The sequence below is a fragment of the Emticicia sp. genome (assembly GCF_043780375.1).
Classification (GTDB): Bacteria; Bacteroidota; Bacteroidia; order Cytophagales; family Spirosomataceae; genus Emticicia.
Genome location: NZ_JAYWCU010000006.1, coordinates 19751 through 43732, shown reverse-complemented (window position 1 = coordinate 43732; position 23982 = coordinate 19751). Strand labels below are relative to the sequence as shown.

20 protein-coding genes are annotated in these 23982 nt (G+C 37.0%); 2 read left to right on the top strand and 18 right to left on the bottom strand.

Annotated features, from left to right (window positions below; genetic code table 11):
- Positions 1 to 83 precede the first annotated feature (83 nt).
- The 3 genes from ACH2CJ_RS00765 to ACH2CJ_RS00755 form a co-directional block, all read right to left on the bottom strand.
- The gene (locus ACH2CJ_RS00765) at positions 84 to 1094 is read right to left on the bottom strand and encodes a GntR family transcriptional regulator (RefSeq protein WP_394990157.1); all 1011 of its coding nucleotides are present in this window, start codon (positions 1092 to 1094) and stop codon (positions 84 to 86) included.
- 59 nt (positions 1095 to 1153) lie between these two features.
- Positions 1154 to 3235, bottom strand: a complete 2082-nt coding sequence (locus ACH2CJ_RS00760; RefSeq protein ID WP_394990156.1) for a bifunctional aldolase/short-chain dehydrogenase — start codon at positions 3233 to 3235, stop codon at positions 1154 to 1156.
- Between the two features lie 193 nt (positions 3236 to 3428).
- Positions 3429 to 5192: a phospho-sugar mutase gene (locus tag ACH2CJ_RS00755; protein ID WP_394990155.1), complete on the bottom strand. Its 1764-nt coding sequence runs from the start codon at positions 5190 to 5192 to the stop codon at positions 3429 to 3431.
- 329 nt (positions 5193 to 5521) lie between these two features.
- Between ACH2CJ_RS00755 and ACH2CJ_RS00750 the strand changes: the two genes are divergently transcribed.
- A complete protein-coding gene (locus tag ACH2CJ_RS00750) occupies positions 5522 to 6439 on the top strand; it encodes an OmpA family protein (RefSeq protein WP_394990154.1) in 918 nt (305 codons plus the stop codon).
- Positions 6440 to 6535: 96 nt separating this feature from the next.
- On the opposite strand, the gene ACH2CJ_RS00745 is transcribed toward ACH2CJ_RS00750, so the two are convergent.
- From ACH2CJ_RS00745 to ACH2CJ_RS00720, 6 genes are all read right to left on the bottom strand, one after another.
- The gene (locus ACH2CJ_RS00745; RefSeq protein WP_394990153.1) at positions 6536 to 7765 is read right to left on the bottom strand and encodes an MFS transporter; all 1230 of its coding nucleotides are present in this window, start codon (positions 7763 to 7765) and stop codon (positions 6536 to 6538) included.
- A 133-nt stretch (positions 7766 to 7898) separates the two neighbouring features.
- A complete protein-coding gene (locus ACH2CJ_RS00740) occupies positions 7899 to 9197 on the bottom strand; it encodes a Gfo/Idh/MocA family protein (RefSeq protein ID WP_394990152.1) in 1299 nt (432 codons plus the stop codon).
- A gap of 104 nt (positions 9198 to 9301) precedes the next feature.
- Positions 9302 to 10072: a 3-ketoacyl-ACP reductase gene (locus ACH2CJ_RS00735; RefSeq protein ID WP_394990151.1), complete on the bottom strand. Its 771-nt coding sequence runs from the start codon at positions 10070 to 10072 to the stop codon at positions 9302 to 9304.
- Entirely contained in the window at positions 10069 to 11520 is a 1452-nt protein-coding gene (locus ACH2CJ_RS00730) for an NADH:flavin oxidoreductase (RefSeq protein WP_394990150.1), read from the bottom strand. The genes ACH2CJ_RS00735 and ACH2CJ_RS00730 overlap by 4 nt, the downstream gene beginning before the upstream one ends.
- 68 nt (positions 11521 to 11588) lie before the next feature.
- Entirely contained in the window at positions 11589 to 12968 is a 1380-nt protein-coding gene (locus tag ACH2CJ_RS00725) for a glycosyl hydrolase (protein ID WP_394990149.1), read from the bottom strand.
- Between the two features lie 156 nt (positions 12969 to 13124).
- Positions 13125 to 14054, bottom strand: coding sequence for a sugar phosphate isomerase/epimerase family protein (locus ACH2CJ_RS00720; RefSeq protein ID WP_394990148.1), 930 nt, complete (start codon positions 14052 to 14054; stop codon positions 13125 to 13127).
- 186 nt (positions 14055 to 14240) lie between these two features.
- On the opposite strand from ACH2CJ_RS00720, the gene ACH2CJ_RS00715 reads away from it, so the two are divergent.
- Positions 14241 to 17180, top strand: a complete 2940-nt coding sequence (locus tag ACH2CJ_RS00715) for an alpha/beta hydrolase family protein (protein ID WP_394990147.1) — start codon at positions 14241 to 14243, stop codon at positions 17178 to 17180.
- Positions 17181 to 17232: 52 nt separating this feature from the next.
- On the opposite strand, the gene ACH2CJ_RS00710 is transcribed toward ACH2CJ_RS00715, so the two are convergent.
- The 9 genes from ACH2CJ_RS00710 to ACH2CJ_RS00670 all read right to left on the bottom strand — a co-directional run bounded on the left by ACH2CJ_RS00710 (position 17233) and on the right by ACH2CJ_RS00670 (position 23975).
- On the bottom strand, positions 17233 to 18576 hold the full coding sequence (locus tag ACH2CJ_RS00710) for a dihydroorotase (RefSeq protein WP_394990146.1): 1344 nt from the start codon (positions 18574 to 18576) through the stop codon (positions 17233 to 17235).
- 385 nt (positions 18577 to 18961) lie between these two features.
- On the bottom strand, positions 18962 to 19126 hold the full coding sequence (locus tag ACH2CJ_RS00705) for a hypothetical protein (RefSeq protein WP_394990145.1): 165 nt from the start codon (positions 19124 to 19126) through the stop codon (positions 18962 to 18964).
- Complete coding sequence (locus ACH2CJ_RS00700; RefSeq protein WP_394990144.1) at positions 19119 to 19262, bottom strand: hypothetical protein; 144 nt, start codon at positions 19260 to 19262, stop codon at positions 19119 to 19121. Before ACH2CJ_RS00700 ends, ACH2CJ_RS00705 begins: the two co-directional genes overlap by 8 nt.
- A gap of 55 nt (positions 19263 to 19317) precedes the next feature.
- Entirely contained in the window at positions 19318 to 20292 is a 975-nt protein-coding gene (gene hemB / locus ACH2CJ_RS00695) for a porphobilinogen synthase (RefSeq protein ID WP_394990143.1), read from the bottom strand.
- A 137-nt stretch (positions 20293 to 20429) separates the two neighbouring features.
- A complete protein-coding gene (locus tag ACH2CJ_RS00690) occupies positions 20430 to 21059 on the bottom strand; it encodes an LON peptidase substrate-binding domain-containing protein (protein WP_394990142.1) in 630 nt (209 codons plus the stop codon).
- Between the two features lie 83 nt (positions 21060 to 21142).
- Entirely contained in the window at positions 21143 to 21655 is a 513-nt protein-coding gene (locus ACH2CJ_RS00685; RefSeq protein ID WP_394990141.1) for a gliding motility lipoprotein GldH, read from the bottom strand.
- A 54-nt stretch (positions 21656 to 21709) separates the two neighbouring features.
- The gene (gene ricT, locus ACH2CJ_RS00680) at positions 21710 to 23359 is read right to left on the bottom strand and encodes a regulatory iron-sulfur-containing complex subunit RicT (RefSeq protein ID WP_394990140.1); all 1650 of its coding nucleotides are present in this window, start codon (positions 23357 to 23359) and stop codon (positions 21710 to 21712) included.
- Positions 23360 to 23414: 55 nt separating this feature from the next.
- Positions 23415 to 23663: a type II toxin-antitoxin system RelE/ParE family toxin gene (locus ACH2CJ_RS00675; RefSeq protein ID WP_394990139.1), complete on the bottom strand. Its 249-nt coding sequence runs from the start codon at positions 23661 to 23663 to the stop codon at positions 23415 to 23417.
- A 69-nt stretch (positions 23664 to 23732) separates the two neighbouring features.
- Complete coding sequence (locus tag ACH2CJ_RS00670) at positions 23733 to 23975, bottom strand: hypothetical protein (protein WP_394990138.1); 243 nt, start codon at positions 23973 to 23975, stop codon at positions 23733 to 23735.
- Between the last annotated feature and the right edge of the window lie 7 nt (positions 23976 to 23982).

Sequence of the window (23982 nt, the reverse complement as noted above, 5' to 3'; positions counted from 1 at the left end):
AATTAGTTGTACTTGTCAACTAATATTACAAATATATTTCATTTTTAAGTATCCATGAAAAAATCGCAAAAGTTTCACCTCAACTAAAGACTACTTCTACGAATGGTATAAAAAGGATTTTTGACTTTGATTTGTTTTTTGTCGAGAAGAAGGGCAGCGGCTGTGCGTCCCATTGTTTCAAAATCAGTGGTAATCACCGTGATTTCTAATAATTCTTTGAGGGTTGTTTCGTTGAAAGAAATAATGCCAATTTCCTTACCTAAAGTAAAATCTGATTGGCGGCTTTTCTTCACTAATTCTGCTAAATCGGTTTCTTCCACTACCAAATACGCCGTTCCTGCATGAAGCACTTCCTCAAAAGCATTTTCTTTAATAAAAAAATCTTTTTGATTGTTTACACAAAATTGTCGAAATCCACGTACAATTTCGGAAGGATAATTACCATCACTTGGAAAGACCAAAACCATTCGATTGTACTTAACCAACAAATCTTTGGCATCGTCTAAAGCATCAAAAATATCTTTCTCAAAGTCTTGATAAACACTCAAACAAGGCTGCGTGTATTCTGGTAAATCTTTATCAAGTAATACCAATTCTTCTGCAGGAATTCTTTGTATGGTTTTTAAAGCCAACATTTTTTCCGACTCAGGGAAAAAGTGAGGCATAATAACGTAGTAATTATATTTACCTAAATTCTTATCAATTATTTCGGCAAAAATACGAGCATCATAGTGATGAATTTGTAAATCTACACTTGCTTTATTGCCTAAAACTTTTAAAAATGCGTAGTAAATTAGCTTTTTGTAAGAACTTAACTTATTGAAAACCAATAAGATACGCATTTTACTATTTTCGCCTCCATTCACATAAAAACCTTTTCCTTGCACCGATGTAATAAAACCTCGCTCTTTTAGCTCTCGATAGGCTTTTTCTACGGTATCTCGAGCCAAATAATATTCCTCACTTAGCTCACTAATAGAGGGTAATTGTTCATTTTTTTTTAAAACAGCTCGCTCAATATCCGCAACGATAGATTGTACAATTTGCTTGTACTTAGGTGTCTTTTCGTTAGGGTTAAATTGAAGTTTGTACACAAGTGTATTTTTGTTAAAATTTCCTCTCCTTGAAAAAGGAGAGGAAATAAATATCTATTTTATCTCACAAAAGCAACTGCTACACCACCATCAACATTCAAAATATTTCCTGTTGATTTTGAAAGGCTTCCGTCCACAAAAACCCTTACGGCTTTGGCGATATCTTCGGTCAAAATTTCTTCGTTAAGTAGCGTTCGTGCCGCATACATTTTTGGTAATTCATCTACTTTTATGCCATACGCCTTCGCACGACCTTCTGCCCAATCTCCTTCCCAAATTTTGCTTCCACGCAAAACTGCATCAGGATTTACAGTATTTACCCTGATTTTATCTTTGCCCAATTCTGCTGCCAGTAATCTGGTCATGTGAACTTGTGCAGCTTTAGCAGTACCATAACCAACGTTATTTGGTCCAGCAAACAGTGCATTTTTACTTGCAATATTCACAATATCGCCACCTGTTGCTTGCAGACGCATAATTCTTACTGCTTCTTGCGAAACCAAAAACTGACCTTTTACTAATACGTTTTGTAATAAATCCCAGTCATCAATGGTATGGTCTTCTAAAGGTTTGGAGATTGAAAGTCCAGCACAATTTACGATAATATCAACACCACCAAAAGCTAAAATAGTATTACGAAAAGATTCGGCAATTGCTTCGGCACTTACTACATCAATTCCTGTCGAAATCGCTGAATCTTTGCCATATTTCTGGCTAAGTTCTGCTTGAGTTTCATCTAATAAATTACGGTCGGCGGCTACTATGCATGCCCCCTCTTTTAATAATTCTTCACAAATTGCTTTACCAATTCCGCCAGTTCCACCAGTTACAAAAGCTATTTTGCCCGACAATGATTTTGGTTTTGGCATTCTTTGTAATTTTGCTTCTTCTAACAACCAATATTCGATATTGAAAGCTTCTTGTTCGGCTAAACCAACATATTCTGAAACCGCTTCAGCACCTTTCATTACATTGATAGCATTGGTATAAAACTCGGCAGCAACTCTCGCTGTTTGCTTATCTTTTGCAAATGTAAACATTCCCACTTCGGGATACAAAATTACGACTGGATTTGAATCTCTAATTGCTGGACTATTGCTATGCTTGCAACGGTCATAATAAGCGGCATAATCGGCACGGTAAGCTTCAAATTGTGCTTCGATTGACTCTTTTGAAGTGCCTTTTAGCACCATTGGGCGAATTTTTGTACGCAAAAAATGGTCGGGGCAACTCGTTCCTTTTTGAGCCAGACGCTCTAAATCATTTGAATTAACATATTCTAAAACTCGTACATCATCAGTAAAATGTCCAACCATTAAGCGGTAACTTGATGCCAAGCCACGCAAGGTTGGCATGATTTCGGCAGCCGCTGACTTGCGTTCTTCGGTAGTTTTTGAAGTTAATTTTACTCCACCAAAAACAGGACTTTTCTTGCCGTAGTTAGCTTCCAAGTAGTCCGAAGCCATTTCAATAACTTCTAACGTATTTATATATGAATCATAAGAAGTATCTCCCCACGTGAACAAACCGTGTCCGCCCAAAATTACACCACGGAGATTTGGATTATCTTTAACCGTTTTTTCTAATTGTAAGCCTAAATCAAATCCTGGTTTTTGCCACGGCAACCATGCCATGCTGTCGCCCCAAATTTCTTTCATTATAGCTTGACCATCTTTACTGGCAGCAATAGCAATAAGTGCATCGGGGTGAAGGTGGTCGATATGTTTGAATGGGAGTAGTCCATGAAGCGGTGTGTCAATCGAAGGAGTAGCACATTTTGGGTCGAACAAACAATGGTCGAATAAACCAACCATTTCATCTTCAAAAGCTAATCCTCTGTAACGTCTTTTTAAGGCATGAAGTTTTTCAACATATAAATTGGCACAGCCTTTTTTGGTCAATGTTCCGATATCACCACCAGATCCTTTTACCCACATTACCTCTACCGAGTCGCCTGTAACAGGGTCTTTTTCAGTAATTTTGCAAGAAGTATTTCCTCCAGCATAGTTTGTTAGGCGTAAATCTGCTCCCAGAAGATTTGAGCGATAAATAAACAAATCTACTTCATTTTGAGCTAATTCAGCGGCTTTAGTTTCATCCCACAAATAGCTAACATGGTTGAATGTTAGTGTTTTTTCCATTGTATAAATAATAAGTTTTCTTTTCAGGAAATCATTTTGAACTCACAAAATTGTTACGATTTCTGAAAAGAATCTTCATGTACTCACCTGCATCAAGAGATTTGTTTGATGTTATTATTTCTTGAGCTTTCTGAACAGAATATTGTAAATATTCTGTTCAGAATCACTTAGCGAAACTTTATTCTTTGATATTCTAATTCAAATCCAACTCCACTTGAATCGCTTTTACTTTTGCTTTTAAAGTCTCTAAAGTGGCATCAAATTCATCTTTTTTCTTCAATTTTGTTCTTACTCCTACATAAAACTTAATTTTGGGTTCTGTTCCTGACGGCCGACAAGTAAATTTAGTACCATCGGCTGTAAAAAACTGCAATACGTTTGATGATTCGATGCCCATTTCTCCCGCAGGAATGGCTTTTTCTTCACCAGTTTTTAAATCTTTGGTCATGAGCGATTTATAGTCATCTATTCGGATAACTTTTGAACCTGCCAACGCTTTTGGTGGTTTTGCTCTAAAATCAAGCATCATTTGTTGAATTTCTTCTGCACCTGTTTTGCCTTTTTTGGTTAGTGAAATTAAGCCTTCGTAGTAGAACCCATTCTTTTGGTACATTTCTGCCAAGAAATCGAACAAAGATAAACCTTCATTTTTGGCATAAGCTGTCAATTCGGCTATCATCGCACAACTTGCAATGGCATCTTTGTCACGCACTTTATCGCCAATCAAATATCCGTAGCTTTCTTCGCCACCACCAATAAACGTTTGCTTGCCCTCTAATTCTCTAATCACTTGGGCAATATATTTAAAACCAGTAAGTGTATTGTAGCAATTTACCCCTGCTTTTGCAGCCATTTCGTCAATCAAGTCGGTTGTAACGATTGTTTTTGCTACAAACTCATTTCCTGTTAATTTTTTAGCTTTTTTCCATGCTTTTAGCAAATAATAGATAATCAAACTTGCTGCTTGATTTCCATTTAATAGTTGCCACTCGCCTTTCGGGTCTTTTACGGCCATGCCCACACGGTCGGCATCAGGGTCGGTAGCAATTACCAAATCTGCATTAATTTCCTTTGCTTTTTTCAAAGCCAAACTCATGGCTTCATGCTCTTCTGGATTTGGATAAACTACCGTTGGAAAATTACCATCGGGCGTAGATTGTTCGGCTACAATATTTATATTCGTAAAACCTAATTGTGCCAAAGCCTTGGGAACCATCGTAATTCCTGTACCATGAATTGGAGAAAAAACAATACTCAAATCAGATTGTTTTTTTATCATTCGAGGGTTTACACAAATACTTTTCACGGCTTTTAAATAAGCTTTGTCAAGCACTTCGCCAATCATTTTGATGCGTTTTTTTACGCCTCTAAACTTAATATCTTTTACATTTGTAATGGCATTTACTTCTGCTACGATGTTTTTATCGTGCGGAGCTACCACTTGCGAGCCATCGACCCAATAAACTTTATAGCCGTTATATTCACGTGGGTTATGCGATGCCGTGATAACAATTCCACTTTGGCAACCCAACTGACGCACAGTAAAAGATAGCTGTGGCGTAGGGCGAAGTTCTTTATACAAATAAACCGTGATACCATTGGCAGACAAAATATCGGCAGCTACCCGAGCAAACTCAGGCGAAAAATTACGGCTATCATGAGCAATGGCTACTTTAATTTCTTGGTCAGTGAAGGTTTTGTTTAGGTAATTTGCTAAGCCTTGCGTAGCTACTCCAACGGTATAATTATTCATACGATTAGACCCAACACCTATTTCGCCACGCATTCCTCCAGTTCCGAACTCAAGATTTTTATAGAAAGAGTCGTTTAATTGATTAGTATTTCCTTCATCAATAAATTTTTGAATAGTTGCTTTTGTATCAGCATCATACTTGCCTTTGAGCCAAGTTTTAATATTTTTTTCTGCCGTTGTATCTAATTTGAGAGCTTTTAACATGACTTTTCCCAGATTTATATGGTTTTTAAAAGATTTGAGCAAATTAAAGCAAGTTTTTGATGTTTTTCAAGAATGTCTTATATTTTACTTAGACTTTCTTAAAATTATTCTCGTATGTTTATCAATAATATTTCAGTATTATCCAATATGAACTACGTTATTTGATTAAAATAAATTACTTTTCGATATAGTGTATATTAAACCATACGTCTCTTTTAATTTATAAATGGGCGACTAATTGAACAAAGTATTTTTTAAAATATTTTAATTTGTCAATTTTACTGTAAAATTTTATTCGAATAATTATCTCAAACCAAAATTACTCAAATATGAGAATCTCATTAAAACCATTTTTCGTTGTATTTGTAGCCATGTCGATGGCTTCGTGTGTTGCCAAAAAAAAATTGACTGCTTTACAGTCGCAGTATGACAAAGCTCAATCTGATTTGGTAAAATGTGGCGACAATGTTCAAGATTACAAAGATAAACTTGAACGTATGTCTAAAGTACAACAAGAAACCGAAGCTCAAAAAAACACTTCACTCAGCACGATTCAACAACGTGACCAGCAAATAGGCGATTTGAAAGACCAAATTGCTGACTTAAAAAAAATGCGTGATAAACAAATGGAGCAAGTAGGCAATTTGACGGTTTTATCGAAAACAGCCAATGATAATATTGATAAAACTTTGTCTCAATTAGCAACTAAAGATAAATATATCAACTTGCTTCAAGCTGCACGTACCAAAACTGATTCTATTAATTTAGCCTTGGCGGTAAACCTTAAAAGTGTGTTGAATAATGGTATTGACGACCAAGATGTGGAGGTAAAAATTGATAAAACTGTTGTGATGATTAATATTTCTGACAAAATGTTGTTTAGCAGTGGAAGCTCTAAAATTTCGTCAAATGCCAATGCGGTTTTAGGAAAAATTGCTCAAATCATTCAGTCAAGACCTGAGTTAGAAGTGATGGTTGAAGGTTATACGGATAATGTGGCTATCAATACTGATTGTATTAATGATAACTGGGATTTGAGTACCAAACGTGCAACTTCAGTGGTGCGTACGTTGCAACAAAACTTTAGCATTGACCCAAATAAACTAATCGCAGCAGGTAGAGGAGAATACAATACGCTTACCACAAATGATACATCTGAAGGACGAACGACCAATCGCCGTACACGTATCATTTTGATGCCAAAACTTGACCAATTCTACGATTTATTGAATCCTGATAAAAAATAAGGCTTACAATTCTAATCATAAAAAAGCCACTTGAAAGCTTTTTTCGAGTGGCTTTTTTATGATTAACTATTTTTGAAATTTATCATTTTATAAGTTTTACTCCACGTAGTTCATATCCTTCGAGAATGTTTCTTCCAAGAAAAACAAAGCAAATAAAGAAACCCCAACAGTAATGCCCCCAATAATCAAGGCAGCAGTATTTACTCCAAAATCTGGTTTTAAGGCTGCGAACGACGCTGTTAGTGGAATAGCTGCTCCACGCACAAAATTTGGAATTGAGGTTGCTACCGTTGCTCTAATATTCGTACCGAAAAGCTCGGCAGCCATGATAATAAACAAGGTCCAATAACCATTGAAAAATCCTAAAAAGAAAATGATGGTATAAAAGACAAATGTTGAGGAAACTGGCAAAAGTAAATAAATGAGCATCATCATGAATGATAAAACCATAAAAATACCAATGGCTTTTTTGCGACTTTGTAATTGTTGGCTCAACAAACCACAAACCACATTGCCGAACGATTGCCCCAAGAAAGTGAGCATGACCGCTTTTCCTGCAACGATTGTTTCGGTAAGCCCGTGAGCTTTGCCAAATTCTGGAGAAAATGTTATCAAAACACCAACAACAAACCACAATGGCACACCAACAATAATTGCCAAAAGGTATTTTTTAAGCCTTTCTCCATTACCAAAAATCATTAAAATATCACCTCTTTGTGCTTTTTCTTGCTTGAGTTTTAAAAATAAACCCGATTCAAAGACATTGATTCTTAGTAATAAAAGTAATAAGCCTAAACCTCCACCAACAAAGTAAGAAACTCTCCATTCGAACAAATCAGCTACGAAATAGGCCAAAACGCCACCTAAAACACCCATTGTTGAAACAATTATAGCTCCATAACCTCTAAGTTTTTGTGGAAGCAATTCGGCAACGAGCGTGATTCCTGCACCCAATTCACCTGCAAGTCCGATTCCTGCAATAAATCTCAGAACGGCGTATTGTGGCAGTGTTTGTACCAAGCCATTTGCCATATTTGACAATGAATAAAGAATAATTGAGCCAAAAAGCACAGACAAACGACCTTTTTTATCACCCATAATTCCCCAAAGTACACCTCCGATGAGCAAGCCTGCCAACTGCATATTGAGCAGAAAAACACCTTCGGGTAATAATAATTCGTCAGAAACACCAAGTGCTTTCAGACTTGGTACACGCACAACGCTAAATAGAAACAAGTCATACATATCTACCAAATAGCCTAAAGCTGCTACAATTACTGGTAGTTTTAAAAGTTGCTTAGTAAGTGACTGATTGTTTTCTTTCATAAAGGTTTAGGGGGAATAGATTTTCGGGTTATTTTACCACGGAGGCACAGATTTTAAGATTAACACATTATTAGTTCTGTGGCAATCTGTGTAATAAGTGCCTCCGTGGTTATTTTTGCTTAATGAGGAAAAACTAAACTTTATCAGGAACAACATAAGGTGCTCGGTACTTACGAGTGAGCATTGCGTTTGCTTCTTTATCCCCAATAAAAGTTTCTTTGGTTGGGTCGAAATGTAGTGTTCTACCCAAACGATAAGAAATATTGCCCAAATGAGCAATACTTGCTGCCAAATGTGCCGTTTCTACTGGGCCATTCAACATAGATTTATCTTTAGCACGAACTGCTTCTACGAAATTTTTATAATGGTCGCCACCTGCATTTCGTGCTGGACCAGGTTCACGACTTTTGCCTAAATAAGTTTTATAATCTGAATATCCATTGATAACCATGTAGCCTTTATCGCCATAAAAAATATTACCAACTTCTACCCCATCTTCTTTGTTGGTCATCCACGGACGCACTTCCATTTGAATTACCTTTCCTTCTTTTGGATAGTTGTAAGTTGTACTCAATACTTCAGGGGTTTCTTTACAATCGTTCCAAAGATATTTTCCACCTGCCGAAGTAATAGTTTCTGGTAAACCCACATTTAAACCCCACATACACAAATCGGTTTCGTGTATTCCTTGATTACCAACATCACCATTGCCATAATCCCAGAACCAATGCCAGTTATAATGCACATAGTTTTTGCTAAAATCACGCACTTGGGCAGGCCCTTGCCATAAATCCCAATTTAAGCCTTCAGGCACTGGCGATTTTCCGAGGTTTCCAATATCTGGTCTCCATTTATAGACCGTTCCACGAGCCATATAAACTTTACCAATAAGTCCATCTCGTAAATGCTTAATTGCTTCTTGCATCGCTACCGAACTACGCAACTGCACACCATGTTGCACAATTCGATTGTATTTTGTTGCTGCTTCAATTAATTTTCGACCTTCAAATAAATTATGACAAGCTGGTTTTTCGACATAAACATCTTTTCCTGCTTGGCACGCCCAAATTGCCGCCAAAGCGTGCCAGTGGTTGGGCGTAGCGATACTTACGGCATCAATGGTTTTATCTTCATAAACCTTGCGTAAGTCTTGTTCGGTTTGTACCTTTTTGTTGTACTTTTCTTCAAAAGCCTTCGCCCCCGATTGTAGCACAACATTATCTACATCGCATAGCGTAGCAACTTCCACATTATCTTGCTTCATGAAGCCTGAAATATGGTCTTTACCTCGACCATTGATACCGATTACGGCAACCCGCATTCGGTCATTTGCACCAAATGCAGTAGATGGAATGATGGTCGGAATTGCCATCATAGCAAGCGAACTCGGAACTGTTGCCTTGAGAATATCACGGCGAGTAAATGTTTTCATTGTTTGTTGAATAGTTTTAAAGGTTGAATAATTTTTTTAATGCTGAAATACAAAAACACATATATAATGTAGAGGCAAGGCATGCCTTGCCTCTACATTGCGACCTATAATCGTGCAATCGTCAAACCGCCATCAATCATAAAAACTTGCCCGGTTGAATAAGGAAAATCTCCCTTGGCGATGGCTGCTACTGCTTTGCCAACATCATCGGGGAAACCCCAACGGTTTTGAACTGTCAATCCTTCGGCAATAAGTTTATCATATTTTGCTGTAACTCCTTCGGTCATGTCAGTTTTAATTATACCAGGTCTGACTTCGTAAACTGGAATATTAAATTCGCCCAATCGTGCTGCAAAAAGTTGGGTCATCATGCCCAAACCTGCTTTTGAAACACAATAATCTCCTCGATTGACCGATGCAACGGTTGCCGAAATTGACGAAATTGTAATAATTGATGCTATAAAGTTCTGATTATCAGCCTTTTGCTCAATCATCCAATTGGTAGCGGCTTGTGTCAGAAAATATGTTCCTTTCAAATTTGTTGAAATTACATAATCGAAACTTTCTTCGGTGGCAGCCAAAATATCGTTACGTTCTTTGGGTGCAACGCCCGCATTATTGACCAAAATATTCAATCGCCCAAAGTGAAGTTTAATTTTTTCGAGCATTGACTTTCTGTCTTCGCTCGATGCAATATCGCCTTGACAATAAATTACTTCTGCCCCAAGAATTCGTAGAAATGCTAAAATCTCCATTACTGATTCTTCAGAACGGATGCCATTTATTGCCAAATCAAAACCATTTTGTGCCAAATGTTGGGCAATTCCCAAGCCAATTCCACGACTTCCCCCTGTGACGAATGCTACTTTTTTCATAGTCCGTCTTTGATAGTTTTCAATGTTTCAGCATGTGGATGGTTTTTGTAAACTGGGTCTAAAGGAAAACAACCCGAATACAAACCATTACGTGGGGCAGTTGTACAATCAGAGAAAGTACGACATAAAAGTTTTCGTTGAATTGGTCGGTCATTCAACATGTCATCGGGCATGGTTGGGTATGAAAGTACCATTCTACCAAATCCTATCGAATCAACTTTGTTGTTTAGTAACACATTTTGTGCAACGTTTGGCAACCATTCTTGTAAATATGAGTAACCAGAACCAACAATGATTAATTCAGGAAAAGCTTGTTTCAGACCATCGGCCACATCAATCATGCGAGCAACGCCAACCAACGGTTCTTCGGGCGGTTGATAACCATCTGATGGGGGAAATAATGCTGGTCGCATCAAATGAGGGTTATAATATGGACTTCCAACGGTTACGCAAATCAACTGAATATCAAGCGATTGTGCCAAAGCTAAAAATGCCTTTGGTTCGTCTAAATCTATTTTTGTACCTGAATCATCGCACCCAAAAGCATACCTATATGCTTGATTATGAATTAAATCTGGCTCGCCTTCGCCAGTTGCACTTTTCTTGAATGGAACAAAATCAATGGCACTAAGTCTTATACCGATTTCTAAACCTGGGGCATTTTTTTGGATACCTTCTACAATATTTCGTAGAAACCTTGTACGGTTTTCAAAGCTACCTCCGTATTTACCTTCTCGGTCGTAGGCACTTAAAAACTCATGTCCTAAATAACCGTGACAGTGCTTAATATCCACAAAATGAAAACCTGCTTTTTGAGCTAAAACTGCAGCTTTTACAAAGTTTTCAATCAAAATATCAATCTCATCATCGGTCATGAGTGGATAATCTTCACCCAAATGGAATTTTTTGTTGAGTTTTGGATGGTTGTATAATATTTTCGACTCAAATTTTGTGTTATCATTTGGTTTACAAAATCTGCCCGAATGTGTTAGTTGTAAACCAATCATCAAATCATTAGTTGAACCAAATTTCTCACTATGTTTATCAATAAGCAATTGGTACAAATTGACAAATTCTGAAAAATTAGCATCGCTCATCACCAATTGCCGTGGATTGGCTCTTCCTTCGTGCGAAACTGCAACAGCCTCACAACCCCACAATAATTTTGCTCCGCTGATGGCAAAATTCTCCCAGCGTCGTTTAGTAAATTCACTCGGACGACCATCGGCAGTTCCGTCCCAACCTTCCATTGGCAAAATACAAAGTCGATTACCAATTTCTCTGCCCGAATTAAGTTTTATATGTTGTCCAAAAGGTGATTCTTCTTTTGAAAGTAATTCATCATCGAATTCCAATTTTACATTATTTGCCCCAAGATAATTTCGTAAATCTTGGGCAGTTTTTAATTGAGCTACTCTTGTAAATTTAGGTTTAAATTTTTCGGCCATCTTTTACTATGATTTAACTGATTTTAAGATTTCTTTGATTAATTGTCTGAATATCAATTAGTTATATTTCACAAACAATTAAAAAAAGCATAATAAGGCTCGTTATTAATAATTTTTTGGACATAAAGAGCTACTTCACGCATGTGATAATCGCCCCACATACTTGACTCTCCATTGGCAACTTTGCTACCTTCTGGCACGTAATCCCAACCGTTTGGTTGGTGATAAATGGAATGTAAAAGCAAGCCTTGATGAGCGTCGTTTTTACTCAAATATGGTTCGTCTAAAAGTGAAGTTAAAACAGTCAACCCCGCTTTCCAATATTTTTGACCTACTTCGGTTTCGCCTTTTTTGATTAAATATTTGCCCAAACGTAACAAGCCTTGCGAGCCAATAGCCGCCGCCGAACTATCAACAGGCTCAAAATCGTTGTAAGGATTGGCTTTTTGGTCAAGATAATCGCCTAATTTATGTAAGTTGGGAGCTCCAGTGTCCCAATACGGAATGCCGTCAATTGGCGTATGTTCGATATAAAAATCACAAGTCGCACGGGCGGCTTTTAGCATGTAACTTTCGATAAATACTCGTCCGCCATAAGTTTCGAGTTCGGCATCTTCGAGGGTTTCTAAAAACTCTAATTCTTCGGCAAAGCCACACATCGCCCATGCCAAACCACGAGTCCAAGTCGTAAAACCGGTGTAACCTTGTTGAGAATTTGGACAACGAAAATTGCCATCTTTAACATTGAAAACACTTTCGTGGGCGGTTCTGCCCCAAATATCATACGAATCTCGCCCTTCTCCGTAAAAAACTGAATAGTCGGCAGTAGCTTTAATATGTTGCAAAGCTCTATCGAGCATATTAATTTTCACATCGCCTTCGCCTTGAAAAACATGACCTAATTGATGGCTCACAACCAAAGCACGGCAAGAACGAATCGTATCAACAAAAAGTGAATGACTACCATTGAATGAGTGAATAAAACCACCCGTTTTTATTGGCGTCCAGCGACTTGCTTGTACTGCTCCTGAAATTTTAAGAGCTAATTCGTAGAAGTTTTTTTCCCATTCATTGAAACCAATTTTTCCTTCACGCATGAGACGTAAAAGATTGCCGTAGGTACTTACATTATTGAACCCGTGGTCGTGTACACCAATATGACTGATGTGCGGAGCCATTACTTTTAGGGTGTTTTTACGGCCAATTTCAAGAAATTCTTGTTCGCCTGTGGCATCAAATTGCAAAATTGCCGAGCCAAACTGAAAACCCTGCGTCCATTCGGTCCAGCCACGAGTAGTATATTTTCCTTGTTGGGTAAATACTGGTGAACCTTTTGAAACATCATAATTTTGCTCAATTGAATGGATTTTTTGTCCCGAAAGCTCCCAAAAAGTTTGAAGTTTTGAGATTAAGTCTGAGGGTTGAAGGTTATAATCTATTTTAATCATTTGGAATATTTAGTGTTTTTAACGAACAACCGCTTCGACGACGGTCGGCCGCTGCCGTCAGATTTCTATTTATGTATCGCTCAAACAAGTTGAAAACTTATTAGACTTCCTGCGAAAGTATTTTAAGTCGAAAAACACTTTCGCAGGAAGTCTATTCTACAAACCAGCTTCTTTCAGCCAAGTTTTCAATAAAGTCAAATCCTTTTTCATGGCAGAGATAACTTCTTTTTTATCAATTTTAATGACTTTCGCTCCATTTTCTGCTCCTCCCAAATCGTATTCAAAGTGCATTGTAATTGGTACGTTGATATTATATTGTTTTACTAATTGTAAATACTTTTTCCAATCAACAACTCCTTCACCAAGTGGACAACCTTCTTTTATAAGTTTTCCATTTTTTAATACCCACTTAAAATCTTTGATTGCTAATGATTTGATATACGGAGCAATAATTCTAAAACCAGTTTCCCAGTTTGCTCCACTTTCGGCGGTAGCGTGATTGACGTCATATTGACAACCAGTCAAAGGTGAATTAATACTTTTGAAGATTGGTTGCAAATCCCAAACGGCTGCTCCGAGATATTGCCCGCCGTGATTTTGATACTCGCCCGAAATTTTATACTTTTTGTTAAGAGCATCCAATCCCTTCATTTGTTGTCCAAACGAATCGACTTGTTGCATGATGTCTTTTTGCATATCGAAATGATACCAACCCATGCGATAATGCCCTATTCCTACGGCATTGGCGGTTTTCAGCACTCGCTCTGAAAGTGCATCGGCTTGCAAAATACTTGTAGTCATCATTTGTATTTCGATATTTGCTTTTTTGGCAGCTTGTACTACTTTAGGCAAATCAAATTCTACTTTTTCGGGTAGCACATGCCCATCGGGACGCACCGTTAGGTCTATGCCATCAAAGCCTATTTCGGCTACGGTTTCGGTCAAAGTTTGGTAGTCTTCAATCCAATGAAGCGTTTTAGAAAACACGCTAATTTTCAATCCAGTAGCAGGTTTTGCAAAAAGAAAATCAGTTTTTGCAAAAATAGTACCAGTCAAGGTAGTTCCGATAAAATCTCGTCTGTTCATGCCTAAAATTAGTAAAATATTTCAGATTGCCTCACAAAAAATATCACATATTTTATTTTATTTAAAACTATTCCGTGACATATTTTTTTAAAGAATAACAAGCATTTCTGATGTTCTGATAATTTAATTATTCTTTTTCTAAAACTTTTTCCTAATTTTATAACAAACTTAACAACCCTTCAAGACATGAAAAAACACTTCGTCTTACTTTTACTTTTTACTTCATTTCTAACATTTGCCCAAGACAAACCCAAACCTGCACTTTCGTGGAAAGACGTGGCATCTTGGAAAGCAATTCCTGGGTTTGGCGGCACACAATTATCGCCTGACGGCACATGGTTTGCCTACATATTAAATCCAAATGAAGGTGATGCAGAAATCGTGATCAAGAAAACAACAGATTCGACACAAATAAAATATTCTATCGGGTCGAATGCATCTTTTTCAATGAACTTTTCTAATGATTCGAAATGGATTGCATTTAAGGTTTACCCGACTGACAAAGAGAAAAAAGCCGCAGCCAAAGCTACCGCAGGAAAGCCTTTGACTGAAAAAGTTTTTTTGATTGAGCTATCTGCCAAAAAGAAAACCGAATTTGAGCGAGTAAAATCTTTTGCATTCAATGGTGAAAAATCTTCTGTTTTGGCTCTTCAACTTGTAGGAACAAGTACTGCGGCTGATGCTCCAAAAGGCTCAGATTTATTACTTTTTGATTTGATATCGACCAAAACACAAAACGTTGGCAATGTTTCTGAATATTCATTCAATAAAAAAGGTGATTGGATGGCATATACCATTGATGCGAACGAAAAAGCAGGAAACGGCTTACACATACGCAACATGAACACAGGTGTAGTAATGATTTTGGACAATGATAAAGCAAGTTATAAATCACTGAATTGGACGGAAAAAGGTGATGGCTTGGCACTTCTGAAAGGCATGAAAGATGAAAAATACAAAAGTGAACTAAATAGCATTTTAGGCGTAAAAAACTTTACTTCAATGCCTGAATTAGTCACTTATGAGCCTAAAAAAGATTCGACCGTTTTTCCGAAAGGAATGTCTATTAGTTCGAACCGTACTCCTTATTGGTCAGAAGATTTGAGTCGTTTGTTTTTTGGTGTTTCAAAAGTAGAATTGGCTAAAAAAGACACAAAAAAGGCGGAATTTAAGAAAGATTCGACCAAGAAAATGGGTAGTGATGTAGAAAAATTGGCTAAGATTAAAGCAGATACAAGTATCAAATCACTTGATGATTTGGCAAAAGCCTTGGCAAAAGCAAAGCCTGATTCAAGCAAAAAAACTGCTGCAACAATGCCCGATACTGACAAACCAGATATGACGATTTGGCATTGGCAAGATAAAAGATTACAGTCTCGCCAGCAAGTGCAAGAAACCCAAGATAAAAACTTTAACTTTATTTCAATTTACGACGTTACCAGTAAGAAATTTATACAATTGGCAGATAGTGCTATACGAAACATCTCTGTTGCTCCCAAACAACAATTTGGTATTGGACAAGATATTACCAATTACGAATTAGAATCGAATCTTGACGGACAGCAATATGCCGATGTTTATACGATTGATTTGAAAACAGGAATTCGTTCTAAAGTTTTAGACAAATATTATATTCCAAGTTTTGGGGCAAATCCTACTGCATCGCAAGATGGAACGAAGTTTTTGTATTGGCAAGAAGGCAATTGGCTGGTTTATGATATGACCAATAAAACTTCAAAGAATATCTCGGAAAAAGCTCCAACTTCATTTGTTGATATTGAAGACGACCACAACGTGCGTAAACCGCCTTATGACGTATATGGTTGGAGTAGCGATAACCGTTCGGTGCTGGTGGGTGATGGTTGGGATATTTGGCAATTATCGGCTGATGCTTCGGTGATACCTATAAACCTAACAAAAAATGGTAAAACAGACCAAATTCGTTACCAAAATCGATATACACTCGACCCTGAAGAAAAAGGCATTGATTTAACCAAAACACAATATTTTAAAGTTTATGGTGAGTGGAATAAAAAAAGTGGATTTGCCACTTTGGATAATGCCAAAACTCAAACCATTATTTGGGAAGATGCCTCGCTTGGTTCATTGGGGAAAGCCAAAAATGCAACCGCTTTTGTCTATTCAAAACAAACATTCAAAGATGCTCCTGAATATTTTGTATCTACATCAACACAATTATCAGACGCAAAAAAACTCACAAAAAACACACCTGATTTTGAAAAATATGCCTGGTCTCCATCGGTCAAATTGATTGATTATAAGAGCGATAAAGGCGATAAATTGCAAGGGGCATTGTTTTTGCCAGCGGGCTACGAAGCAGGAAAAAAATATCCAACAATCATTTATTACTACGAAAAACTTTCGCAAACCTTACATAGTTTTGCTAATCCAAGCTATTCAGGTACTGGGTGGAATCCAAGTGTATATACTTCTAATGGTTATGCCGTATTTATTCCCGACATCGTTTATAAATTCAATGACCCTGGTATGTCGGCCGTTTGGTGTGTGTTGCCTGGTGTGAAGGCTGCTATCAAAACTGGTATTATTGATGAAACAAAAATGGGTATTCATGGCCATAGTTGGGGCGGTTATCAAACAAGTTTTTTGATAACCCAAACCAATATGTTTAAAGCAGCAGCGGCAGGAGCTCCACTGACCGATATGGTTTCGATGTATGGACTTATTTATAAAAATAGTGGTACAACCAACGGTACAATTTTTGAAGCATCACAGGGGCGTTTGGTTGCTCCATGGGAAAATTGGGAGGCATACAATAGGAACTCTCCACTCTATCATGTCAAGAAAGTAAATACTCCTTTATTGATGCTACATAATGATGCCGACGGAGCTGTTGATTTTACCCAAGGAGTTGAATATTACAATGCCCTTCGTCGATTGAAAAAACCAGTAGTAATGATTCAATACAAAGGAGAAAATCATGGTTTAGCAAAATTGCCTAACAGAAAAGACTACGCTATGAGAATGATGGAGTTTTTTGACTATCATTTGAAAGGAAAACCAGCACCCGATTGGCTTGAAAAAGGTGTAGAACGCCTTAACTTAGAAGACCATTTAGACAAAAGGGTAATAATGAACGAAAAATAGTGTTTTACGCAAAAAAATGCCTTCTAAGTTGTTTCAGAAGGCATTTTTTGCTTTATCTATCAAATTTTAACCTTTGCCCTTTTACACTTTCGTCAAATTTGCCATTCGCAAAAACAACATTTCCTGAAACAATCGTATGCGTAATTTTCGATTGAAACTCAGTACCTTCAAACGGAGACCAAGCACATTTTGCATAAAGGCTTTCTTTTGTAACCAACGTAGTTTGGTTCAAATCTACCAAGGTTAAATCTGCCCAATAACCTTCACGAATATAGCCACGACGCTCAATTTGGAAACAATCTGCCACCGAATGAGACATTTTCTGTACAATTTTTTCGAGTGAAATCTTACCTTGTTTATAAAATTCGAGCATGACATTGAGTGAATGTTGTACCAAAGGAAGCCCCGCTGGAGCTTGCCAATAAGGTTGCTGTTTTTCGTCCCAAGTATGAGGTGCGTGGTCGGTTGCTACTACATCAAAATGGTCGTCGAGCAAAGCCTGAAGCAATTTTTCACGGTGGTCGTGCTTAATGGCAGGGTTACATTTGATTTGATTACCCAAAATTTTGTAATCATTGGCATCAAACCATAAGTGATGTACGCAAACTTCAGCAGTAATGTTCTTTGGTTTCTCTTTCGTATATAAAGTATTACCGAAAAGAGGAACTTCATTCGCCGATGAAATGTGCAAAATATGTAACCTTGTTCCGTGCTTTTTAGCTAATTCAACTGCCATTGAAGAAGATTTATAACAAGCCTCTTCATTGCGAATTATAGCATGTATATCATACGGAATATTTTCGCCAAACTGCTCCTTGTATTTTGCCAAATTGGCTTTTACAGTCGCTTCATCTTCGCAGTGTGTAGCAATTAATGAAGAGAAATTAGCAAATATTTTCTCCAAAACACTTTTATTATCAACCAGCATATTGCCCGTCGAACTGCCCATGAAAATCTTTAAACCACATACATTTTTGATGTCGGTTTTCATGGCTTCATCATAATTATCATTCGACGCACCCATGAAAAACGAGTAGTTAGCCAACGAAGACTCTGCCGCAATTTGGTATTTATCTTCCAAAAGTGCTTGTGTGAGGGCATTCGGCACAGTATTGGGCATTTCCATGAAACTCGTTGTGCCGCCTGCTACTGCCGCTTTTGCTTCGGTGGCAATCGTTCCCTTATGCGTAAGTCCTGGCTCACGGAAATGCACTTGGTCGTCAATGATTCCAGGCAAAAGATATTTCCCTGTGGCATCAATAATTTTCTTGGTTTTGAGGTGCGATAAATCATTACCGATTTGCTCAATAATGCCATCTTTAATAAATACATCCGATGGCGTAATTTTCCCTTCGTTTACTACGAGGGCGTTTAATATTAATATTGTTTGTGACATGGGAAGTTTTTTGGTAAAAATTAGCTCAAAACTTTCGGATCTTATATACCAAAAATTTTGAGCTAAATTATGTAAGACAATAATGTTTTGAAAACCGATGGCAACTTATTCTTCAGTAAAAATCTCATTTACAGCAATAGCAAAATCGGGTAGAACTGGGTCAGCAGAACAAGTATCATTATCGATACAAATCTTTACAGTTTTGCGAGAGGTATAAATATAAACCAATTTATGTTCGGGAACGATATTCCAAATAACTTTTAGCGGAACGTCGCCCGCACCCGCCTTAAAATATCCTGTAATTTTATTTCTATTTGATAAAATAAGTCGGTTTCTGAAATAATTATAATAACGAAATCGGGGATTACATCCTGATTTTTCTTTGTTAGCTGAATTTGCTCTTTGTCAAATCAACAATATCAGGTCTTCGTATCTGAATACCCGAAAGCATTGTGTCATATTCAGAGACTAATGAACCAACTTCAAAAAGACCTTTTTTACTAAAAAGTTTAGCTAAAACATCATAAATATAAACTTGTTTCTTATTCATACCTATAAATTTTATCAATTCCCCATCGTTCCATTCGTATCGCACGGGCGACCCCGTTGAAACCATCATTTGGCTCCCAAAGCATAAATTCTGTTAAGGTTTTGGGAAGTGATTGTATTTCATTTTCTAAGACCATTTTTCTAATTTTTATAGTCAAACTTAGTAAAAAAAAAATTAAAAACAGTTAACTTTTAGTGATTTTTCAAAATGGCATATTCCTTTGCAAAATAACTCAAAATGATTTTTGCACCTGCTCGCTTGATGCTCAATAGCATTTCGAGCATGGCTTTATCGCCGTCGAGCCAGCCATTTTGAGCGGCGGCTTTTATCATCGCATATTCGCCAGAAACGTTATAAGCAGCAATTGGCAAATCGAAATTATCGGCCATTGTTTTGATAACATCGAGGTACGAAAATGCAGGCTTTACCATTAAAAAGTCTGCTCCTTCATCCATATCGAGCTGAGCTTCGATGAGGGCTTCACGTACATTAGCGGGATTCATTTGGTAAGTTTTTTTATCGCCAAATTTTGGGGCAGAATCAAGAGCATCACGGAAAGGGCCATAGAATGCACTCGCATATTTTACCGAATATGACATGATACTCACATTAGTAAAACCTTCATCGTCTAATAACTCACGAATATAACCAATTCGTCCATCCATCATGTCTGACGGCCCGAGAATATCGGCACCTGCACGGGCTTGAGCGAGAGCCATTTTACCCAAAATATTAAGCGTTTCGTCATTCAGAATTTGTCCGTTTTCTACCAAACCATCATGTCCATCGCTGCTGTATGGATCCATTGCGATATCGGTCATTAAAGCTAAATCAGGAAATTTGTTTTTGATTTCACTCAAAGCCTTGATATACAGCGTATTAGGATTATGACTTTCGGTAGCATATTTATCTTTTTTTGATTCTGGATAATTTGGAAAAAGACAAATTGATTTAATGCCCAAATCGGTAATTTCTTTGATTTCTTCCATCAAAGTATCCAACGAAAAGCGATAAATATTAGGCATTGATTTTATTTCGCTCTTGATTCCTGAACCTTCCATGACAAACATCGGAAAGATAAAATCATTGACTGAAAGTGTGGTTTCCTGCACCAAATCTCTGATGGCAGCACTTTTTCTATTTCTACGTGGGCGATTAATTAACATATTTTTTGTTTATTTGAATCTACGAAATATCCAACAACAAAGTTCGGCAAGAAAACTTGTTTTTGAAGGTAAAACACTCAAACATTTTATAAAAAAGAAAACGCCTCGATTTCAGGCGAGGCGTTTGGTGAAGTTTTTCAAAATTCTAACGCATCAAGCTCCTTAAAATGCCCATTCATGGCGATGCGTTCTTTGGTACGCTCTACTTCGGCAACAATTGGCAGAATGAGTTCAAGATGCTTGATAAGTTTTTCTTGGCGTTGTTTTTCGGTGGGAATTGTGAGCAATTCATATTCTTCTTCAAGCGAAACACCTATTTTATGAACAATTCTATAACTAAATGGAGCGTATTCGGGTTTGTCGTAATCAACTTTTACTTTCAATAAACTGTACAACTTCTCAACTAAACTCAGCAAATATGAATTGATTTCTCCGCTTAAATCTTCATTTTCTATAAAAACTACTTCGCCTCCTGCATACAATTTTTCTTTGACAGGATTCTGAAAATCTACAATTCTAAATATCCGTAAACCTTTGGTTTTGATGTCCATTCTGCCATCACCGTAGCGTTTCGATAGTTGCTTTACTTCTACTTCTGTGCCATAACCCAAGAGTTTACTATTGACAAATGCAGGAATGCCAAAAGTCTTTTTTTCGTCCAAGCATTCATTTATTAATTGGCGGTAACGTGGTTCAAAAATATGCAGATTTAAGTCTTCGTGCGGAAAAACTATCAGATTTAATGGAAAAAGTGGGAGGAAATTCATAGAATTTTAAGTGTCGAGTTTTGAATAGTGAACGATTCTATATTTTCATTTTCTCTCGAACTTTTAAAACATCAAATTTCAGTTTATTGTTTTGGTGGAAGTGGTTTTTCAACACTCACGCCCATCGACATTATATAAGGAAGCGGGTCTTGACGCATATATTGTTTGAGTTTGATAGTATATTTTCCTTTTGTAGGAAACATAAAATTTCTACTTGAAATCACTTTATGGTCATAAATATCTCCCAACCCATCGCCTAATGGTTTGCCTGTTTTTTGGTCAAAAAGCATGACTTCTTCCAAGCGATTACTTAGTATTTTACCATCGGTGCCATAAATATAACGAGTAACATACAGGTTATTATAAGGGTACTGAGAGGCATTTCGCACCAAAAGATAAATATTATAAGGTACTGTTTCATCTTTTACCTCGAAAGTAAAAGTTGGTACGTTTTTGACGTACCAATTTGTATCTTTCAAATCCACGTAAGATTTATAAATCGCATTACTATCGCATGACAAACAATAAAGTGCAATCGCTAATAACATAGCATGTTTTACAATTTTCGATGCTTTTTCTACTAATTTATTACTCATAATATCCAAAAATATTTTTCAATACTTAACACATTTAACATTACTCAATAACAATCAGCTCTTATCCTCCTTAGGTTTTGGTGCTTGTGGTTGGTTTCCTTGTTTATTTTGAGGATTATTTTGAGGATTATTTTGTCCACCACCTTTTTTGGTTTGGTTATTACGCCCTTGATTATTAGGGTTTTGCTTGGTTTGATTCTGTGGGGAGCCTCCTTGTGGAGAGCCACCCTGTGGAGAGCCACCCTGTGGAGGATTTCCATCCTGTGGACTTTTTTTCTGCTGAGGTACTACTTTATTTAAATTTCCTTGTGGAATATCTCCTTGTTGATTCCCACCTTGCTTATTGTTAGGGTTATTTTTCTGAGGATTATTACCTTGATTTTGAGGTGTATTTCCCTGTGAATTACCACCTTTTTTTTGTGGGTTATTAGTGTTTTTTTGTTGCAAACTTTCCTGTTTACCACCTTCTATTGGGGCAACATTGCTTCCTCTATTAACTGGTATATTACTCTGTTGAGGCGTATTAGACCTATTACCTTGATTTTTATTGCCGTTTGAAAACTGTTGTGGTTTTTTACCTTTATCAGTATATTTTTTATCCAAACGGTCTAAATCAGAGTTTCTTGGAGCATTTTTATCTACTACTACCGTATCAATCAAATTCAAATCTTCGAGCGAATTAGGCAAAATACCATTTTCATTCATCTTCATAATTTCGACTACTTGATGAATAGGGAGTGAATGCCAGTTGATGTCGTTATTATAAGAAAACCACATAATTCGGCGAAAAATGTCAGTTTTTTGCAAAATAGCATTCCCTTTTTCGGTTTTCAATGGCTTTTCAACTGTTGGAATATCACTTAAAGCATCCAAATAAGTTTCCAATTCGTAGTTTAAGCAACATTTCAAGCGTCCACACTGCCCTGAAAGCTTAGCCGGATTGAGCGAAAGATTTTGATAACGTGCGGCAGAAGTCGGAATCGCACGAAAATCGGTGAGCCATGTCGAGCAACACAATTCTCGTCCGCATGAGCCAATTCCGCCCACACGAGCCGCTTCTTGACGCAAACTGATTTGCTTCATTTCCACCCGAATTTTAAATTCTGATGCTAAAAGTTTAATCATTTCACGAAAATCTACTCGGTCATCGGCCGAATAATAGAAAGTTGCCTTTGTATTGTCAGACTGAAATTCTACATCCGACATTTTCATTTGTAACTTCAATTCTTTGGCAATAATTCTTACCCGATACATTGTTGGCGTATCACGGGCAATGGCTTGTTGGTGTTTTTCTAAATCACGTTCAGTAGAAAGTCGAAGGATTTTCTTGATTTCGTCATTATCCTTCAATCCTTTTTTTATCATTTGCAAACGCACCAATTCACCCTGCAAAGATACGCTGCCGATATGGTAGCCAGATGCCATTTCGCAAACCACAAAATCACCTGTGTAGAGGTCAAGATTATTGGTATTTCGGAAATATTCTTTCCGTCCGCCTTTATATTTTACCTCAACCATATCATAACGCATCGAACGAGGTACATCCATATTGGATAACCAGTCGAACGCATTCATTTTATTGCACCCTCCCGACGAACAGCCACCTGATGAGCAGCCCGCTACGGTTTTAGTATTCGAATTTTCGGTTTGGCCTATTGCTTTAACTGCTCCACAACCTCCCGATGAACATTGTCCACAGCCCATTTTCTATAAATATAAAGATTCGATGAGTAAATTTACTGCATCGATTGTTGAATAATTATTTCAGACCTGCTTCCTTTAATAAGTAATCAAGTTCTTTGTCTGAAATATCTTTTTTATTTGATTTATCGTAGATGAATAGAAGATATACTGTGTCATTTATAATTTTCACACAAGTAATAGCTCTTGCTCCATACGATTTACCAGTTCCTTTTGAAGTTATCGCCATTCTTACTTTGTAGCAATTTTTACCGAGAGCATCACCTTGTAAAGGATTCTGCTGTACAAAGTAAATTGCCAAAATCATTGACTATCGAAACATATTTCTTTTTTAATCTACGAATTTCTTTCTGACAATAATCAGTGATAACAATTTTCATTTTGAAATAGCAGATTCTTCATTTTGTAACTCTTTTAAAAAATCATACGCATCTTTTAATTGAATTTCTCCTTTTTGATGTAATTCAACTTGATTCAAAGAATTTTTCAAACCATTTATAAACTTTTGTTCAGCAACAGTTAATTTTTCTTCCTTACGAATTTTAACAAAACGAATATTTCGCACTACTTCCATAAAAGAAGCATATTTATCGTCTGGTATTTCTAATGTTACTTGCATAATTGCA

What these genes read in the sequence shown, in the direction of transcription:
- ACH2CJ_RS00670 (WP_394990138.1), bottom strand. Translation starts at nt 23,975, where the DNA reads ATGCAAGTAACATTAGAAATACCAGACGATAAATATGCTTCTTTTATG.
- ACH2CJ_RS00745 (WP_394990153.1), bottom strand. Translation starts at nt 7,765, where the DNA reads ATGAAAGAAAACAATCAGTCACTTACTAAGCAACTTTTAAAACTACCA.
- ACH2CJ_RS00740 (WP_394990152.1), bottom strand. Translation starts at nt 9,197, where the DNA reads ATGAAAACATTTACTCGCCGTGATATTCTCAAGGCAACAGTTCCGAGT.
- ACH2CJ_RS00710 (WP_394990146.1), bottom strand. Translation starts at nt 18,576, where the DNA reads ATGTCACAAACAATATTAATATTAAACGCCCTCGTAGTAAACGAAGGG.
- ACH2CJ_RS00730 (WP_394990150.1), bottom strand. Translation starts at nt 11,520, where the DNA reads ATGGCCGAAAAATTTAAACCTAAATTTACAAGAGTAGCTCAATTAAAA.
- ACH2CJ_RS00690 (WP_394990142.1), bottom strand. Translation starts at nt 21,059, where the DNA reads ATGAATTTCCTCCCACTTTTTCCATTAAATCTGATAGTTTTTCCGCAC.
- ACH2CJ_RS00685 (WP_394990141.1), bottom strand. Translation starts at nt 21,655, where the DNA reads ATGAGTAATAAATTAGTAGAAAAAGCATCGAAAATTGTAAAACATGCT.
- ACH2CJ_RS00720 (WP_394990148.1), bottom strand. Translation starts at nt 14,054, where the DNA reads ATGAACAGACGAGATTTTATCGGAACTACCTTGACTGGTACTATTTTT.
- ACH2CJ_RS00755 (WP_394990155.1), bottom strand. Translation starts at nt 5,192, where the DNA reads ATGTTAAAAGCTCTCAAATTAGATACAACGGCAGAAAAAAATATTAAA.
- ACH2CJ_RS00750 (WP_394990154.1), top strand. Translation starts at nt 5,522, where the DNA reads ATGAGAATCTCATTAAAACCATTTTTCGTTGTATTTGTAGCCATGTCG.
- ACH2CJ_RS00715 (WP_394990147.1), top strand. Translation starts at nt 14,241, where the DNA reads ATGAAAAAACACTTCGTCTTACTTTTACTTTTTACTTCATTTCTAACA.
- hemB (WP_394990143.1), bottom strand. Translation starts at nt 20,292, where the DNA reads ATGTTAATTAATCGCCCACGTAGAAATAGAAAAAGTGCTGCCATCAGA.
- ricT (WP_394990140.1), bottom strand. Translation starts at nt 23,359, where the DNA reads ATGGGCTGTGGACAATGTTCATCGGGAGGTTGTGGAGCAGTTAAAGCA.
- ACH2CJ_RS00760 (WP_394990156.1), bottom strand. Translation starts at nt 3,235, where the DNA reads ATGGAAAAAACACTAACATTCAACCATGTTAGCTATTTGTGGGATGAA.
- ACH2CJ_RS00735 (WP_394990151.1), bottom strand. Translation starts at nt 10,072, where the DNA reads ATGAAAAAAGTAGCATTCGTCACAGGGGGAAGTCGTGGAATTGGCTTG.
- ACH2CJ_RS00705 (WP_394990145.1), bottom strand. Translation starts at nt 19,126, where the DNA reads ATGAATAAGAAACAAGTTTATATTTATGATGTTTTAGCTAAACTTTTT.
- ACH2CJ_RS00725 (WP_394990149.1), bottom strand. Translation starts at nt 12,968, where the DNA reads ATGATTAAAATAGATTATAACCTTCAACCCTCAGACTTAATCTCAAAA.
- ACH2CJ_RS00675 (WP_394990139.1), bottom strand. Translation starts at nt 23,663, where the DNA reads ATGATTTTGGCAATTTACTTTGTACAGCAGAATCCTTTACAAGGTGAT.
- ACH2CJ_RS00700 (WP_394990144.1), bottom strand. Translation starts at nt 19,262, where the DNA reads ATGGTCTTAGAAAATGAAATACAATCACTTCCCAAAACCTTAACAGAA.